Below are 16,494 nucleotides of genomic sequence, written 5' to 3'. Positions count from 1 at the left end.
GGTACTACCTGCTGCTTACTGCAGCGCCTTAGATATTTAATCAGATCTTGTTCTCTTTGTCAAGAACTTTTTTCTGACCTTTATCGCCGGCCTGCCTTAGCAGCGTTTGTTATCTTACTAAACCTGCCAACTTTTGTCAACTGGTTTTGCTCGATTTTTTTGTCGTTCAATCGCTCGAGCTGTTGTGCCCTGTGTCCTGACGACAGTTATTAATACTAGCAACTATTTCTCTTTTTGGCAAGTACTTTTTTCGATTTATTCCTGATGATTATCTCTTTCAATCATGTTAAAGTTATTATATCAGCGTTTAGAGGAGGTTTTAAAAATCAAAAAATTTGATACAGCAATTATTGGTGCTGGACCAATAGGATTGTTTTGTGCAAGTTTTGCACACCTACATGGATTAAAAACAGTTACTTTTGAAGCTTTAAAAGAAATTGGGGGACAACCAAAACTTCTATATCCTTTTAAGGAAATATTTGATATTCCTGTTTTTGGAAAAATATCTGGTCAGGAATTAACTGATCACTTAATTGATTCCGCCAAGGATAAGACTACTTTTCAATTGAACCATCGAGTAACATCAATTGAAAAGAATGATCAAGGATTTATCATCGATAATGATTTTCAAGTAAAGAGTATTATTATCGCCACTGGAACAGGTTCATTTTCTCCCAAAAAGTTTCCGCTGAAGATGGATGAAACCATTGAAAAGCGTGTGCATTACTTTGTTAAAGACCCGAGTCACTTTGCCGGAAAATCAATCGGCGTTTTTGGTGGCGGAGATTCTGCACTTGACTGGGCACTTGAATTAGCAAAGCAACCCGGAACTAAAATCAATTTAATTCATCGAAGGGCAGATTTCCGTGGTTTAGAATCAACATTGCAAGAACTCAAAAGTTTAAAAAATGTTCAAGTTCTCACTCCTTATCTTCCTAAAACGATTGCAATACGAAATAATCAACTTGATATCGGACTTAAGCAGGTCGGTCAAACTGAGTTATTACAAAAGCAGTTCGATCAAATAGTCGTTGCTTATGGCTTTCGCGCGAATAATAGTATTGTCCGCAAATGGGGTGTTGACCTTGAAGATGGCCATATTAAAGTTTCGCGTGAAATGGAAGCTAACATCCCCGGCATTTATGCGATTGGCGATGTAGCAGCTTATCCTGGCAAAGTTCCGGTCATCGGTCTTGGATTTGGCGAAGCACAGATTGCAGTAACTGCAATTATGCGTGCACTGTTTCCCGAAAAGACTTTAACCATTCATTCAACCAGTATTTAGGAGCAACATATATGACAATAATCAATTTTATTCTTCACATTGATCACCATCTGATTGAAATAGTCAACCAGTTTGGCAGCTGGACATACTTGATTATATTTGCCATTATTTTTATTGAAACTGGATTAGTCATTTTCCCTTTTTTGCCAGGTGATTCATTGATTTTCGCCGCTAGTTCAATGGCAGTTAATCCAAAATATCACCTCAACATTTGGCTCGTGTATTTTGCAGTTTTACTAGCTGCAATACTCGGTGATGCATGTAATTATGAAATCGGGGCACGTTCGGTTAAGGCCGGAGCGAAACATTCCTGGTTTAATAAACTAATTAACCAAAAAAATCGTGAAGCAGCCGAACGATTTTTTGAGCGGCATGGCTCAATCACAATTGTAATTGGTAGGTTCATCCCCTTTATTAGGACATTTGTTCCTTTTATCTCTGGTGGTAGTAAAATGCACTATGGTACGTTTGCCGTTTACAATATTATCGGCGGTATTATCTGGAGTGGGCTCTTTACAATTATTGGTGCCTTATTCGGCAACATTCCATTTGTTAAAGATCATTTCTCAATGTTAATTCTAGCAATCATACTTATTTCAGTTTTACCAATTTTAATTGTTGGCTTAAAAAAACGAATGACACAAAAAAAGGAGCTCCATTAATGGAACTCCTTTTTATTTTTTCAATAATTGATTTACAAAATATAATTCATAAATAATTCCGCCTACAGCAAAGCATGACGCAAAAAAGCCTTCTGTAAGTACGTTAATAATTGGATCGGTTGATGGATCAAATAACCATGTGTTACTACCGGCAAAAAATAAATGGTGAAAAGTAATAAAGAAATCGTCAAAGTTAGTTAAAGCAAACGGTAATACAACAATTGGTAACAGTAAAAAGAGTAAAGCCCAAACTTTATCAAGTTTAAGTGCTTTGCTTTTTTTGTTTTTAGTAATTAAGAAAATTATTATGCAGCACAAAAATGCAAAAACCGCTAAAATAAACAGTCTCTTTACTTCCGCAAAGTGTTGCGCCGCCATTACTGAAGTTGGGAAATTGCTCATATGCAAATGCTGCTTAAATGGCCAAACCAAATAACCCATCAGTTGATTGTAGTTATGAATTACTTGCCCAACTGATAGGTTGACAGTTTTATAAGTCTTTTGAACAATGACAAAAACAAGTAGTAAGGGCCAGCTTGCAATTATTGCACCAACAACACTACTAGTAATACCGAATATGAAATGAAACATTATGGCTAAAATGGGATTGCTTTTTTTCATAGTTTAACCTTATCCAAGTCGTCAACTAAAATTGTTGGTTGCTTTTTATCTGCAATATCTTCTGGCTGAGTAATGCCCGTTGTAACTAGCAGTTGGTCCACTTCACTGTTAAATCCAGCTTTGATATCTGTATCATAATTATCACCCACAATTAGTGCGTCTTCTTTTGAACAACCCATTTTTTGCAAAACACGTTCAATGATAATTTCGGAAGGCTTCCCAATGAACAGTGGCTCTACTCCAGTTGCCGTAGCAATCATCGCACACTGCGAACCGTTTCCGGGTAATAAGCCATTTTCACTCGGCAAATTGACATCAGCATTTGTCCCAATAAACTTCGCGCCATTTCTAATTGCGTTAGTAGCAACTTGAATTTTGTGGTAAGTCAAATCAGTGTCCATCCCTACCACTACGTAATCTGGCTTCTCTTCGTTGATTTCGAATTCAGGGTGGCTTAGGAATTCATGCCATAAACCAATTTGGCCAATTAAATAAACACCAATTTTGCCACTATCAGTCTCTTTTTCATTTAGCAAATAACTAGTGGTCGCCATGCAAGGCGTATACACATGTGAAGTATCTGTTGCTACTCCATGCCCAGCCAACTTATCTACAACCATTTGCGGTGTACGCGTTGTATTATTAGTCAAAAAAAGATAATTTTTACCAGCTGCCTCAAGTCGATGAACAAATCTTACACCGGATGCAATAGTCTCTTTTCCGCGATAGATTGTTCCATCCAGATCAATTAAAAACAATTGATAATCTTTCACTTAATTGCTACCTTTCCTCTTTTTGATTACAAAAGTATGATTATTAGCTTGTGCCTTTTTCACTGTAACTGTTTTTGGCTTTTTGATGCGTGACGCACTCTTTTTATACTTTTTAAACGTAGCAGTTTTATTGTTAGGTGCAGTTTGCTTCTTATAGCGGGTTACACTGGTACGTCTTTTAAACTTAGTATTTCGGTAGTGATGCACTGGGCTCACCAGTTGCAAAATAAAATAGCCACCACCAGGATTACAGTATTCCATCAAATAATCAGCAATTGTTTGTTCCTTGCGGTCGATTGCCGTTTGTACTTTATCTTTAAAAAAGCCCTTTAGGCGCAAATGTTCACTCGAAACATCACCCACAATATAATCATATTGATCTAAATAAGGGTCATATTTTTTACTTAAAAGGTCAGTATCAAGCGCTTCTTGTTTATCCACAAGTACTTGATACAGTTGCTTGTTAATTTTGATTTGCTTGCCAACTATTTTGACCGCTGCAAGTGGATGACGAAGCGGCTGCTGTTCCTCAAACTTATTTTCTTTTTTTGGTTCATCAATTGGGCTCTTTTGGTCCACCATTAGTTTCACTTCCTATTATCGGATATTTTTTAGCTAAATAATCACCAATTACTTCACGCAAAAATTGTGGGAATAAAAATTGATTATCCCCCACAATTGCAAGCGTAGGGAAAAAAGGCACCAAAACATAGTGGTCCAAAACAGCAATTTGATATTCTTTTGCTGGGTTTATTTCCTTCCCCTCAACAAAAACGGCTTTGCTTAGTGGATCAAACTTTATTCCGCGATAGTGCATTTGACCAAATACTTTTCCCCGAAAACTCATCCCTTGAAGAGGAAAATGATCAAGGTAATGGCGATTTTTTTCAATTTCCATGACAAGGCGCCATAGGTCACTACCTTTTAATTTTGAACGCACAACATGCATTGAATGAGGTAATATTTTTTGCAAATCATACTTAGTTATGATGCCTTTTTTAAAGGGTTCTAAAAACAAGCCAGTGCTTAACATTGCAAGGTCTGTTCCAGCAAAATCAGCAATCGCATCTAGAGAAATATCAATTGCTGCCTCACGGTCACCATCATATTTTTCTGGTAAATCTGCAACTTTCTCTTGGCTTAGGATTTCTTTTCCACGTTCTCGGTAACCTAAAATGGTTTTTTGATCATCATCATGTTCTCTCATCGAACTTGTAGCTACAACATGTGGTGAGATTCTTTGGATATGATGCTTGTCGTCAATTTCCACATGAATATTTCCTACATAATGACCCCATTTACCAGTTTGAGTAATCCAAACACCATTTACGTTTCTACCATGTGGTAATAGGTCATGCGTATGGCCACCAATAATTAAATCAATTTCTGGATAATTATGGGCCAAAAAGGAATCCATATTAAGACCGACATGTGTCAATAGGATTAAAACATCATATTTTCCTTCAATTTTGGGTAGAACTTCATCCATCGCATCTTTTAGCATTTTAACGTGCCAATGATTAGGTTCATAAGATAAGGGATAAGCAGCCGTTAAACCAATTAATGCAATTCTTGTGCCTTTTTTGGTTGTCAGAATTTTATCTTGAACCGCCCAATGCGGCATTGATTCATCTTCTTCACGTAAGTTAGCAAGAACTACAGGAAAATTGGCATGATCAAAAAGGTGCTCAACTACTTCATGCGAGTTCGATATTCCCTCATTGTTGCCAATTGTGATGGCATCGTAATTAAACGAATTCATCAATTTAATATTAGCTTGACCATAAGTTGCATCAGTTAACGGATGGGATCTATCCATGAAGTCACCAGCATCAAACGTTAGCACCTGGTCGACAGTCTTATCTTGTTGCGCCTTTTGCAGATAACGGCCGATTTTAGGAAAATTTTCAAAATGTGAGTGCAAATCATTAGTATGTAAAATGCGAAGTTTTTCCATCTCTTGTCCCCTAACCGATCTGATTCGATTTCAAAATCATTTCGTACGCATCCAAGACTTTACCCTTTGGCTTATCCCATTCAACCCAATCAGGATTTTTCCAATCATCCTCATTGGTTAATGTTTCCAGGTGGTAGTTTTTGTTAATATACTCTTCATAAGTGATTAACGCTTTAGTACGTGGAATATTTAGTTGCAAGATGCGCACATTTTTTATATTCCCGTGATCAACCGCTAGTTCAGCTATCCCATTTTGATCAATGTTGGAAATTTCAAAGTATTTACTGCCATCATTGCGTGTGATTTCTTCAATTAAATCTAATTCTTCATACTCTTGCTTCATCTAAATTATCCCTAAAATTAAACTGTTAAATATAGCAAAAAATGTGTAACCATGCTATCGTAATAAACAATAGAGGTGTACACATGAAACGTAAAAGCCATGTATTTACGGCTATTTTTCTTACCATAATCTTTTTGACAAGTAGTGGTTTTACTGTTGTCGGGCACCGCGGCGATCCCACGAAATATCCTGAAGAAACAATCCAGAGCGATGATTCCGCCTTTAATTCAGGTGCTGATTACGTTGAACTCGACCTTCATCTTTCAGCAGACGGGCAACTGGTCGTCTCACATGATGATGATTTATATCGAGTTACTCATACACATGCAATTGTATCACAAAATACTTGGCAGGCACTTAGCCAATTAACATATGATAATGGTGAACATGTGATGAGTCTGGATGAGTTATTTGAACACTACCAAAAAAAGCCAAATACCAAATTTGTTTTAGAAACCAAAATTGATCACTCAATTGATCCGTCTTACCAACTAGAAGATGAAATTGCTGCAACAATTAAAAAATATCATATGGAAAAAAGGGTTATGATTCACTCTTTTTCGGCGGCAAGTTTATTTCACTTTCGGAAAATCATGCCAGATGCGTACCTAATTTTACTTGTCGGCAGCCTTAAACGGATCAACTTTAGTAATTTACCGCAAGTCGATGCGGTTAATGTTTCATCGGACTTAATTTTGAATCACTCTTGGCTAATTCACTGGCTTCATCGCATCAACAAGCAAGTTTATGTTTGGACAGAAATGGATGAATCGCCTGAATTATGGCATTGGCTGATCAATAAAAATATTGATGGCGTTGTAACCAACTTTCCAAGTACCGGTTTTAAATATAAGCTAGCTAAGCAAGGCACCAAGAAATACGAAATTCATCGTAACGGCATCTATTTCGGTAAAGAAAAAACTGCAACAATGATGAACCCGTACGTCAGAGTTAAACAAAAAAAGTATGTTAAACCTGGTCAAAAATTAGAAGTAATGTACGGTGTCCGTGCTCACAATCAGCTCTATTATCAAATTGACAATCAGACTTTCATTTCCGCAGAGTTTGTTAACCTTGATTTGAAGCCACAGGATGTTGCTCAGTACCAGGACAAGCAAATACTGGCCAAGCCCCAACACAAAGTACCGATTTATCGCTTACCTGAAAATCAAGCAAAAACCAAAAAGGAAATGCCAATTAATACTTTATATAAAATTCAGAACTTTAATGGCAGTCCAAAAAGCATGTGGCTACACACCTCTTTAGGTTGGGTTAAGGCTCGTGATATTCTTTTCTATGGTTTCTTTGACGGAACTAGTTGGCATAATTACAATAAGCTACCTAGAATTAATCGCTACACTAATATCGCTCTACTGGAATATCTACCTTTGCAAGCACCAAAGACTCTAAATTTTACCCAACAGATTAGAGCAACTTGGAAATTAAATAATTGAAAGTAACAAAAAATCGATTCACGTCAATAATGAATCGATTTTTTGTTTATTATTTATTTGCCGTACTTTGCTTTTTCAACAATTCATATGGCAATTCAATTTGCTTTTGGTCAATTTCTTCGTTGTTCATTAGCTTAGTTAGCAATCTCATTGCCACAGCACCAATATCATAAAGCGGTTGACGAATGGCAGTCAGAGCTGGTCTAACGACAGAAGCAATTTGCGTTGCACTAGCAGTAACAATTTCCATTTCTTCAGGAATCTTTGTACCCGCATCAGTTGCAGCATTTAAAATACCAACAGCAGTGATATCTCGGGTAACGATTACACCATCAATGCCATCTTGACGCAATTGTGAATACAGGTTATAGCCATCAGAGTGGTCTTTAATATTGCTATAAATGTGCCCTTCACCCAAATTATGGTCAGCCATAAACTTCTTATATGCTGGAATGCGGTTTTCTGCATTTACAACCGTATCTGGGTCATCTAGTACAAGCGCTAAGTTCTTCTTGCCATCGTTATAAAGTAAATTTAATGCCTCAGTGTCAGCCTTCATGTAGTCAATTGCAACTGACGGAAACTCTTGGTGATTACTTTTAGTACCAGCCAAAACAACCGGTGTATCTGTACGCTTGAAAGCTTCGGCAGCTTCTTCTGGCAAATTATCTGACATGTAAATTATGCCGTCAACTTGCTTGTTCAATAGACCTTGAATTGCTTGATCTTCCTTCATTAAGCGGTTTTCAATACTAGTAATGATGATATTATACTTGTACAGTAATGCGATGTCATCGATTCCCTTTGAAAGCTCAGCAAAGTAAAGGTTAGTTAAATCTGGAACGATTAGTCCAACCGTTGTTGTTCGTTTAGAGGCAAGCCCTTGCGCTACTGCATTTGGCTGGTAGTGCAGCCGGTTGATCACCTTTAATACACGTTCACGTGTATCTTTACGAACATTGGTATTGCCATTAACTACTCGTGAAACGGTCGCCATCGACACTTTAGCTTCGCGAGCAACGTCATAAATTGTAATATCTTGTTTACGCATCTCTAATCCCCTATCTTGAATACTCCTAACAAATTTATCATGATTTCCCAAAAAGTGCAAACGTTTACAGCTATTCTTTCATTTTTTCATTGCTATAACATGATATACTTTTGATAATTAATTACTTAATATGAAAGGAAAAGTTTATGAATTTAAACAAACTACAAGAATGGCTGCAAGCATCTGGCAATGATGTTGCTTATATTTCCAATCCAACCACAATCGCTTATTTTACTGGCTACGACATGGAACCACACGAGCGTATCTTTGCTCTTCTAGCATTTAAAGATAGCGATCCATTTGTTTTCGTTCCTGCCCTAAATGTTGAAGAAGCTAAAAATTCTGCTTGGGATGGTGATGTCTTCGGCTACCTTGATTCAGAAGACCCATGGGCAGTAATTGCAGATAAAATTAAAGGTAGGACTTCAGAATACCAAAAATGGGCACTAGAGAAAAATAATTTGTCTGTAGCACATTTCCAACTGATGCATGAACAATTCCCAGACGCAAATTTTGATGGTGATGTTTCAAACTTTATTGCTAAAATTCGACTATATAAAACACCAGAAGAAGTTAAACAATTACAAGCTGCCGGACGCGAAGCAGATTTTGCTTTTGAGATTGGTTTTAACGCAATTAAAACTGGTGTAACCGAGCGCTATATTGCTGGACAAATTGAATATCAATTAAAGGTGCAAAAAGGTGTTATGCACGAAAGTTTTGAAACAATTGTTCAAACTGGGGCAAATGCAGCTAATCCACACTTAGGTCCAACAATGAATAAAGTTCAACCTAATGAGCTCGTTTTATTTGATCTTGGAACTATGCATAACGGCTACGCATCAGACGCTAGTAGAACAGTTGCCTACGGTGAACCAAGTGCTAAAGCTAAAGAAATCTATGAAATTGATCGTGAAGCACAGCAAGCCGCAATTGATGCAGTTAAGCCTGGCATGACCGCTTCTGAATTAGATGGAGTTGCACGTGACATCATTACAAAGGCTGGCTACGGCGAATACTTCATTCACCGTTTGGGTCACGGAATTGGTAAAGACGTTCATGAGTACCCTTCAATTGTTGGTGGCAATGACTTGGTAATCGAGGAAGGTATGTGTTTCTCGATTGAACCAGGAATTTACCTTCCAGGCGTTGCTGGTGTTAGAATCGAAGACTGTGGTGTTGTAACTAAAGACGGTTATGAACCATTTACTCATACCAGCAAGGAACTTAAATACATCCCACTTAGTGATTAATATTTACAAGAACTAAAAATGCACTAACAGAATTTAACTTCCTGCTAGTGCATTTTTTATTAAGCAATTTTAATTATGGTCTTGCTAAAGGATCTTCTTTAGGAAAAGCATCTGGTCTCTCAGGTGCTTCAGCGTTGTGTAAATCACTTACTGAATCCTCAGCTTTATCAGCTAACATTGGATCATCGTCTGAAGAGTTATCAATCACGATATCATCAAAATCTTTCAATTCAGAATCATCTTCAACATTCTTTGGGAATGAAGCTAATTGATTTTTTACGACTTCAGTACCATTGTCATATTTTTTCTTAAGGTCTTGAACAGTGTCATTGTCCTTAACTTTTTTCTTCAAATCATCGATTTGTTCATCACTAACTAATAATGAGCCAGCTAGAAAACCTGCTGCACCACCAATGATTGCACCTAAAACAAAGTTTGTAAATTTCTTCATTGTAAAAAACTCCTTTTTTCTATTCTTTACCCTTGCGACGTTTCCTACGCGCAAACATTGACGATAAAGCAGAAGATACGAACCCGTTACCACTGTTTAAATGAAAGTTGCTAACCCGCTTTGCCATCTTACGTGAAGAGGCGTTGACATCTGATACACTTTCACCTAAATCAGCAGCAGCCTTGACAACAGGATCTAAAGTCTCCATCTTAACATTGACATCTGCTAAAAGCACATTGGTTTTATCAAGCAAATCACTTGTTTGATGAGCCAAAACATCAACATCTTTTGAGATCTGCTCAATTGATTCCTTGGCAGCTTTGATTGTTTGATCCGCTTGCTTTGCTGCTTTTGCAGCGTGGATAAGTACAGGAATTGTGAAAAGTATCAAAACTAATAATGCCACAGCGGCAATTAATCCTGCTACTTCACCATAAGATATATTCTCCATCTTCTACCTCCAATTCTATACCTTAAAAAAAGTCTAGCATGAAAATGCTTCAATCTCAATCTATATGTAATATTTTGCTATGATTAATATGCATATAAGAAAGGCGGAAAACCATGAAACCGACATTTCAACTAAATCAAAGAAATTTAAAATTTAATTGGGACCAAATTGGTACGCAAGTGTTAACTATAGTCTGGCAACTTGCCATCTCCACAATTATCTTCTTCTTGATTTCTCATTTTGGCAAAAAAATAATTAGTCATTATTGGAAAAACAGTAAAAAGCCTCAAAATAAGCGGTCTAAGACTGTTGCTGCCTTAATTAACAGTATTTTTTCATACACTGTGATTTTCTTTTACCTGTTTGCGGTTTTATCAATTCTGGGTGTTCCAATTGGCACCTTGCTCGCAAGCGCTGGTATTTTCTCACTTGCATTAGGGATGGGCGCACAAGGCTTTGTTAGTGACCTCGTTAACGGCTTCTTTATTTTAAGCGAAGATCAATTTGATGTGGGAGACCTTGTTCAAATAAACAATCAAACAGGAATAGTAATTCAACTAGGCCTTAGAACTACTAGACTCAAAGGCACTGACGGTTCCATCATCTATATTCCTAATCGTAACATCTCAATTGTTCAGAATCTAGCACACGGTGGTATTGGACTTGATATTGAACTGCAGTTAAAAGTAGATAATGACTTCAATTATGTTCGCGAGTTAATCAATCAGGTTAACTCACAAAATGAGGGCAAAGAAAAAGTACTTATTCAAAAGCCATTAATTGTTGGAGTTACTTCTCAAACGGCTCAAACCGTGAAATATGTTATTCATTTTCAAGTCAAGCCAGGCAATGAAAAAGCAGTGCAAGATCGCTATTTGTCTAAGTATTTAAAAACTTTACAGGCACATGACATCAATTTAGCACAATAAAAAAGGTTAATTACATTAAGCTCGTAATAAACGACATACTTTAGTGTAATTAACCTTTTTTTGTTTAAAACTGGGCTAACCAGGTCGGAAATTTCTCAAGCAGCTTTTGGATTGCTCTACCACGATGTGATAGTCCATTTTTTTCAGCAACCGTCATCTGTGCAAAAGTTTTTCCTTTTTCTGGCACATAAAAAAGTGGATCGTAACCAAAACCATCTTCACCTTCTGGTGCCACCAGAATTCGACCTGCGCACTGTCCAGAAACAACTAAGTCATGTTCAAATTCGCCCGGATAGGATGCCACAATTGTTGTATTAAATTTGGCCGTTCTCTTTTCTGATGGAACTCCACCGAGCTCAACTAACAATTTAGCATTATTTTTTTGATCATTGTGCTCTTCACCAGCAAAACGTGCTGAGCGCACCCCAGGTGCACCATCAAGTGCATCAACCATCAAACCAGAATCATCAGCAATCGTAATCATGTTACTAAATTCGGCCAAAGCATGTGCTTTTAGCTTCGCATTTTGCTCAAAAGTCGTTCCGTATTCTTCAACGACAGGTGGATGCTTTAAATTCGCATTAGTCTTGATTTGAACGTCAATCTTAGCCTGTTTGAAGGCCTCTTGAAGCTCTCTTACTTTTCCTTGATTAGTTGTAGCAAATAAAATTTCTTTCATTTTTTGTCCCTTTTATACTTGAATTGCGTTGAAATTAGGATCAGCGAGAATTTGCGCTCCCAATTTATTTACTTTTTTGACATCCCCAGTTGTAAAGTACTCATGCTTGCCCAAATTCGGCCGTTCGCATGTTGCTTCTTTGGTCTGCAATAATTCTTCTGTATATCTGGCAATCTCATCAGCAGGATTGATTAATTGCACGTTTTTAGGTAAACACTGTGCAAATTGCTTTTGAATAATTGGATAATGGGTACAGCCCAAGATTAATGTATCAAAACTCTTCTTTTGTAATGGTTCTAGTGTTTCCTTTAAAATAGGCAAAATATCCGCTGATGTAGCATTATTTTCGATTAGTGGCACTAACTTAGGAGCAGCTAATTCTGTAACTTCAATTGTAGGATCAAGAGCCGTAATTTCTTTTTTGTAAGCGTGCGATGACGCCGTCATTTGAGTTCCGACAACAGCGATATGCTTATTTTTAGTCGCACGTATTGCAGCGATGCTGCCAGATTTAATCACACCAATCAGCTTAGTGTTAGTTTCATTTTGGATAACATCTAGTGCAACCTTAGTTGCTGTATTACAGGCAAAAATAATCAATTTAACATTTTTACTCAATAAAAATTCAACACTTTGTCTCGTTAATTCAGTAATTTCATCTTTAGTTTTATCACCATATGGAATATGTGCATTATCACCAATAAAAACTGTTGCTTCGTTTGGCATTTGCTCAATAATTTTTTTAACTACCGTCAAACCGCCAACACCAGAATCTAACAACCCGATTGGCCGATTATCCATAATATAAAATCCCCTTATTTTTTTCTATTTCAATCAATTTTAAGGTAAAATATAAGAAAATAAAAGGGATGAATTCTTAATGCAAGACAATCAGCAACAAAGTGAACACGTATATTTTGTTAATCAGCTATATCGCGACTTTCTTTTACCAACTATTTTGGGTGAAACGAGCGAGGAAATTTTATATTGGGGCGGCAAAAGAATCGCTCGTAAATATGATTTAGCTTCCTTTGAAGATGTAAATAGTTTCTTTGAAACAACTGAATTTGGCACTTTAACTAAAATAAAGGAACGCAGAACAGAAATTGATTTTGAATTAACAGGCCAAAGTGTTACCGACCGGCTTAATAGTGACAGCCAAGAGTTTTCGCTTGAAGCAGGAATCATTGCGGAGGCTGTTGAAAAAGAAACTGGCCGCACAACTGAATGCGAACTAGAAATTGATCACAAAAATAATTTAGTTCACATAGCAGCCAAATTTGATTAAATTAAAAAGCAGTTTAATTGAGTTTCTTGCCATCTTTGCTCTATGATTAAAGTGAGAATGGAGGAAAAAATTATGCTGAAAGAATTTAAGCAATTTATTGAACGTGGCAATGTAATTGATTTAGCAGTCGGTGTTATCATCGGCGGTGCATTCACCAATATTGTAAATTCATTAGTATCCAACCTAATCAACCCACTTATCGGTCTATTTATCGGTCGAATCGACTTATCCAACTTAGTTTTGAAAGTTGGCGGTGCAACATTTAAATATGGTGCATTTATCAATACGGTGATTAATTTCTTAATTATCGCCTTTATTGTCTTCCTGCTTGTTAAAGCAGTCAACAAAGTAACTAGACCTAAACCTGCTGAGCAAAAACCAGCTCAACCTACTTCAGAAGATTACTTAAAACAAATTCGTGATCTTTTACAAGCTAGAAACAACTAATAGTGATCTGTTCGTCACTTTCCAAGTTAGAACAATCAAAAAACCTTCTGCTAAATGCAGAAGGTTTTTTCTATACTTTTAATCTGTGTATTGATTCAAAATTTGATCAAGCTTTGCCTTAGGTGTGTAACCTGTCAAGCGATCAACAATTTCACCATTCTTTTTGATGATTAAAGTTGGAATTGCCATTACACCTAAAGAACTTGGTGTATCTTTATTTTCATCAACATCCATCTTGGTGAATTTAACATCTTGACGCTCTTCAGCTAATTCATCAATAACTGGTGATTGCATTTTGCAAGGACCACACCATGTTGCCCAAAAGTCAGTTAGGACAACGCCGTCTTTAGTTTCTTCTTCAAAGTTTTGATCTGTAAGTTCATCAACCATGAGTAAAACCTCCCTAAATAGTTGTAGCTTTTCATAAGTAATTTAATTATAGCATGTAACTTACTTTTTACAAGTTAAACGCGCTACTTCAAGTGAACAATCGTCGCTCCATTGCCACCTTCATTTGCGGGAGCGTAATTAAAGCTTTTGACGTGTCTACTTGCCTTTAAATATTGCCAAACGCCCTTTCTAATAGCACCCGTTCCAATACCATGAATAATCGTCACTACATCAAGTCCAGCCAGTAAAACTGAATCAATATAACGATCAAGATTGGTCATTGCTTCATCATAGCGCTGTCCACGCAAGTCTAATTCACTGCGTGCATTACTGCGACGATTAGCACCAGTAGCGCGGACTAGTTTGGTTGAATGCTTCTTTGTCTCATTATCCACACCAACTTTTTCAATGTCACGATCACTGACTTTAACCTTAATGATGCCCATTTGTACTTCATACTCATGCTCTGACATCTTTTTGGTTATTGTACCAGTCTGGCCATATGACAACACCTTAACCTTATCGCCAACATTAACATGGTGACGGCGTTTTTCTTTTTGTAAAACACGATTATGCGCCAGATTTTCATTCTGTTTTTCAAGCTGGTTAAATTCACTTTTAGCCTCAATCAGCTCATTCTGTTTTACATTGCCCTGCTGATTTTCAAGCTGTTCAATAATCTTTTCGGCTTTTTTACGGCTCTTTGCGACAACCTCATTAGCACGTTCCTGAGCAAATTCGAGTTGTTTTTGGACGCGTTGATTGTACCAGTCAAGTGCTTGCTGCAGTTTAAGCTCAAGCTTTTTGCTACGATCAAGACTTGTCACTAAATGATTGCGAGCATCTGTTGCTGCCTTAGTCTGCTTAGTCAATTCTTCAATCATTTGATTAATGTCGGCATTATCATCTGACATGAGGCTTTCAGCGCTTTTGACTACATCTTCGCGCATCCCTAGTCTTCGCGCAATTGCAAAGGCATTACTGTGGCCAGGAATCCCAATTTGTAGCCGATAAGTCGGCGATAAGGTCTTCAAATCAAATTCCATTGAAGCATTGGTAACTTTTGGCCGGTTGTAACCATATAATTTCAACTCAGGATAGTGTGTGGTTACAATAATTTTAGCCTGCTTTTTGCGTAAAAAGTCTAAAATGCTAATTGCTAAACTGGCTCCTTCTTCTGGATCAGTTCCCGCACCAATTTCATCAATTAAAACCAAAGTTTGATCATCGACATTTTTCATAATATCAATGATGCCATTAATGTGGGATGAAAATGTACTGAGCGATTGCTCAATTGACTGTTCATCACCAATATCAGCACAAATATCACGGAAAACTGCTGCTTTACTGCCTTCAGCAGCTGGAATAAATAGTCCTGCTTGTGCCATTAACTGCAACAAGCCAACGGTTTTCAAAGTGATTGTCTTACCACCTGTGTTCGGTCCCGTTATTAAAATTGTGTCAAATTCTTCGCCCAAACGGATATCATTAGCCACAACTTTTTCAGGATCGATTAAAGGGTGTCTCGCTTTAATAAATGAAAGTGAGTGGTCCTGCGTTAATTTAGGCTCGGTCGCTTTCATTTCATGAGCAAGCCTTGCCTTAGCCTGAATGAAGTCTAACTGAACAATTGCAGAAAAAATAGTATCAATTTGATCAACCTCTTCGCGTGCTAAATCAGAAAGATTACGTAAAATACGTTCAATTTCACGTCTTTCTTCGGCAAGCAAGTTTTGTTGTTGATTGTTTAAGTTCAGGACGCTGCTAGGCTCAATAAATAGTGTTTGACCACTGGCACTTTGATCATGAACTACACCGCCAAACTTATTTCGGTATTCTTGCTTAACTGGAATAACGTAGCGCTCATCTCTGATTGTCACAATTTGTTCAGACAAATACTTGCTACTGCTCCCCTTAGTGTATGCATCCATTCGATTCTTGATTTCGCGGTCATTATTTTTTAATTCATGACGTAACTGTGCTAACTTAGTGGAGGCACTATCAAGAATTTCACCGTCATAATCAAGCGCCTTTTTTAACTGATTGAATAAGGTATCTGGTACATCTAACTCTGCTAAAATAGTTTCAATGGCCGACAAATCAAGCTCTTCTTCATCTACATCAGCCACAAAGTTATTGATGTCATTAGCCAGAGTCAGTACTAGTAGCAAGTTACCTAATTCATGGGCATTCAAATTAGCCTTAATTCGCAAACGTTTCGTACTTGGCGTAACATCAATGAAGTCAGTTAACGGCATCTGACCTTTTATGCGCAACAAATTTGCACCGGTTAGTGTTTGACTTAATTCTCTTTCAACTTGAGTAAAATCAGCACTTGGCAAAAGCTTAGCTGCCATTTTTTTAGCCGGAGCCGTAATCGCCATTTTTTGCAGTTTTTCAGTGATTTTTGCAAATTCTAGTGTTTCTAATATTTTATTATTCATCTATTCAAAATCTCTA

General features: G+C 37.2%; 19 protein-coding genes. 7 read left to right on the top strand and 12 right to left on the bottom strand.

The annotated features are described in order from the left end of the window. The first annotated feature begins 283 nt into the window (after positions 1 to 283). Both F5ESL0263_RS01840 and F5ESL0263_RS01835 read left to right on the top strand, forming a co-directional pair. A complete protein-coding gene (locus F5ESL0263_RS01840; protein WP_074426394.1) occupies positions 284 to 1,285 on the top strand; it encodes an NAD(P)/FAD-dependent oxidoreductase in 1,002 nt (333 codons plus the stop codon). An 11-nt stretch (positions 1,286 to 1,296) separates the two neighbouring features. Beyond that, the gene (locus tag F5ESL0263_RS01835) at positions 1,297 to 1,947 is read left to right on the top strand and encodes a VTT domain-containing protein (protein ID WP_046306165.1); all 651 of its coding nucleotides are present in this window, start codon (positions 1,297 to 1,299) and stop codon (positions 1,945 to 1,947) included. A 12-nt stretch (positions 1,948 to 1,959) separates the two neighbouring features. Here the strand turns inward: F5ESL0263_RS01835 and F5ESL0263_RS01830 are convergent, their stop codons facing one another. The 5 genes from F5ESL0263_RS01830 to F5ESL0263_RS01810 are packed head-to-tail and all read right to left on the bottom strand — an operon-like array spanning position 1,960 to position 5,641. Continuing rightward, positions 1,960 to 2,568: a TIGR01906 family membrane protein gene (locus tag F5ESL0263_RS01830; RefSeq protein WP_122034416.1), complete on the bottom strand. Its 609-nt coding sequence runs from the start codon at positions 2,566 to 2,568 to the stop codon at positions 1,960 to 1,962. Continuing rightward, a complete protein-coding gene (locus F5ESL0263_RS01825; protein ID WP_122034414.1) occupies positions 2,565 to 3,341 on the bottom strand; it encodes a TIGR01457 family HAD-type hydrolase in 777 nt (258 codons plus the stop codon). Before F5ESL0263_RS01825 ends, F5ESL0263_RS01830 begins: the two co-directional genes overlap by 4 nt. After that, entirely contained in the window at positions 3,342 to 3,923 is a 582-nt protein-coding gene (locus F5ESL0263_RS01820; protein ID WP_122034412.1) for a YutD family protein, read from the bottom strand. It abuts the gene before it with no gap. Beyond that, entirely contained in the window at positions 3,898 to 5,298 is a 1,401-nt protein-coding gene (locus F5ESL0263_RS01815) for a bifunctional UDP-sugar hydrolase/5'-nucleotidase (protein ID WP_122034410.1), read from the bottom strand. Before F5ESL0263_RS01815 ends, F5ESL0263_RS01820 begins: the two co-directional genes overlap by 26 nt. 10 nt (positions 5,299 to 5,308) lie before the next feature. Continuing rightward, positions 5,309 to 5,641 carry a hypothetical protein gene (locus F5ESL0263_RS01810; RefSeq protein ID WP_074426388.1) on the bottom strand — a complete coding sequence of 111 codons (333 nt, stop codon included), beginning with the start codon at positions 5,639 to 5,641 and terminating at the stop codon, positions 5,309 to 5,311. Positions 5,642 to 5,724: 83 nt separating this feature from the next. Between F5ESL0263_RS01810 and F5ESL0263_RS01805 the strand changes: the two genes are divergently transcribed. Next, positions 5,725 to 7,095 carry a glycerophosphodiester phosphodiesterase gene (locus F5ESL0263_RS01805; protein WP_122034408.1) on the top strand — a complete coding sequence of 457 codons (1,371 nt, stop codon included), beginning with the start codon at positions 5,725 to 5,727 and terminating at the stop codon, positions 7,093 to 7,095. Positions 7,096 to 7,144: 49 nt separating this feature from the next. Here F5ESL0263_RS01805 and F5ESL0263_RS01800 read toward each other — a convergent pair whose 3' ends face one another. Then, positions 7,145 to 8,146: a substrate-binding domain-containing protein gene (locus tag F5ESL0263_RS01800; RefSeq protein WP_074426386.1), complete on the bottom strand. Its 1,002-nt coding sequence runs from the start codon at positions 8,144 to 8,146 to the stop codon at positions 7,145 to 7,147. 146 nt (positions 8,147 to 8,292) lie between these two features. On the opposite strand from F5ESL0263_RS01800, the gene F5ESL0263_RS01795 reads away from it, so the two are divergent. Further along, complete coding sequence (locus F5ESL0263_RS01795) at positions 8,293 to 9,399, top strand: aminopeptidase P family protein (protein WP_074426385.1); 1,107 nt, start codon at positions 8,293 to 8,295, stop codon at positions 9,397 to 9,399. 73 nt (positions 9,400 to 9,472) lie between these two features. Here the strand turns inward: F5ESL0263_RS01795 and F5ESL0263_RS01790 are convergent, their stop codons facing one another. Next, on the bottom strand, positions 9,473 to 9,850 hold the full coding sequence (locus F5ESL0263_RS01790) for a DUF1269 domain-containing protein (protein WP_074426384.1): 378 nt from the start codon (positions 9,848 to 9,850) through the stop codon (positions 9,473 to 9,475). A gap of 19 nt (positions 9,851 to 9,869) precedes the next feature. Then, positions 9,870 to 10,301, bottom strand: coding sequence for a DUF948 domain-containing protein (locus F5ESL0263_RS01785; protein ID WP_122034407.1), 432 nt, complete (start codon positions 10,299 to 10,301; stop codon positions 9,870 to 9,872). Between the two features lie 113 nt (positions 10,302 to 10,414). On the opposite strand from F5ESL0263_RS01785, the gene F5ESL0263_RS01780 reads away from it, so the two are divergent. Further along, positions 10,415 to 11,230 carry a mechanosensitive ion channel family protein gene (locus tag F5ESL0263_RS01780; protein ID WP_122034405.1) on the top strand — a complete coding sequence of 272 codons (816 nt, stop codon included), beginning with the start codon at positions 10,415 to 10,417 and terminating at the stop codon, positions 11,228 to 11,230. Between the two features lie 64 nt (positions 11,231 to 11,294). On the opposite strand, the gene F5ESL0263_RS01775 is transcribed toward F5ESL0263_RS01780, so the two are convergent. Beyond that, positions 11,295 to 11,909, bottom strand: coding sequence for an XTP/dITP diphosphatase (locus tag F5ESL0263_RS01775; RefSeq protein ID WP_122034403.1), 615 nt, complete (start codon positions 11,907 to 11,909; stop codon positions 11,295 to 11,297). A gap of 12 nt (positions 11,910 to 11,921) precedes the next feature. Further along, entirely contained in the window at positions 11,922 to 12,710 is a 789-nt protein-coding gene (gene murI / locus F5ESL0263_RS01770) for a glutamate racemase (RefSeq protein WP_122034401.1), read from the bottom strand. Positions 12,711 to 12,789: 79 nt separating this feature from the next. On the opposite strand from murI, the gene F5ESL0263_RS01765 reads away from it, so the two are divergent. Both F5ESL0263_RS01765 and mscL read left to right on the top strand, forming a co-directional pair. After that, positions 12,790 to 13,197: a YslB family protein gene (locus F5ESL0263_RS01765; RefSeq protein WP_122034399.1), complete on the top strand. Its 408-nt coding sequence runs from the start codon at positions 12,790 to 12,792 to the stop codon at positions 13,195 to 13,197. Positions 13,198 to 13,269: 72 nt separating this feature from the next. Further along, entirely contained in the window at positions 13,270 to 13,644 is a 375-nt protein-coding gene (gene mscL / locus F5ESL0263_RS01760) for a large-conductance mechanosensitive channel protein MscL (protein ID WP_074426378.1), read from the top strand. Between the two features lie 78 nt (positions 13,645 to 13,722). Here mscL and trxA read toward each other — a convergent pair whose 3' ends face one another. Together trxA and F5ESL0263_RS01750 are read right to left on the bottom strand one after the other, a co-directional pair. Then, positions 13,723 to 14,034, bottom strand: a complete 312-nt coding sequence (gene trxA, locus F5ESL0263_RS01755; RefSeq protein ID WP_074426377.1) for a thioredoxin — start codon at positions 14,032 to 14,034, stop codon at positions 13,723 to 13,725. A gap of 83 nt (positions 14,035 to 14,117) precedes the next feature. Next, a complete protein-coding gene (locus F5ESL0263_RS01750; RefSeq protein ID WP_122034398.1) occupies positions 14,118 to 16,478 on the bottom strand; it encodes an endonuclease MutS2 in 2,361 nt (786 codons plus the stop codon). Positions 16,479 to 16,494 lie beyond the last annotated feature (16 nt).

Source organism: Lactobacillus sp. ESL0263 (genome assembly GCF_003692845.1).
Lineage (GTDB): Bacteria > Bacillota > Bacilli > Lactobacillales > Lactobacillaceae > Lactobacillus > Lactobacillus apis.
Note: the sequence above shows the minus strand (reverse complement) of the source record. Positions and strands in the feature narration are given on the sequence as shown.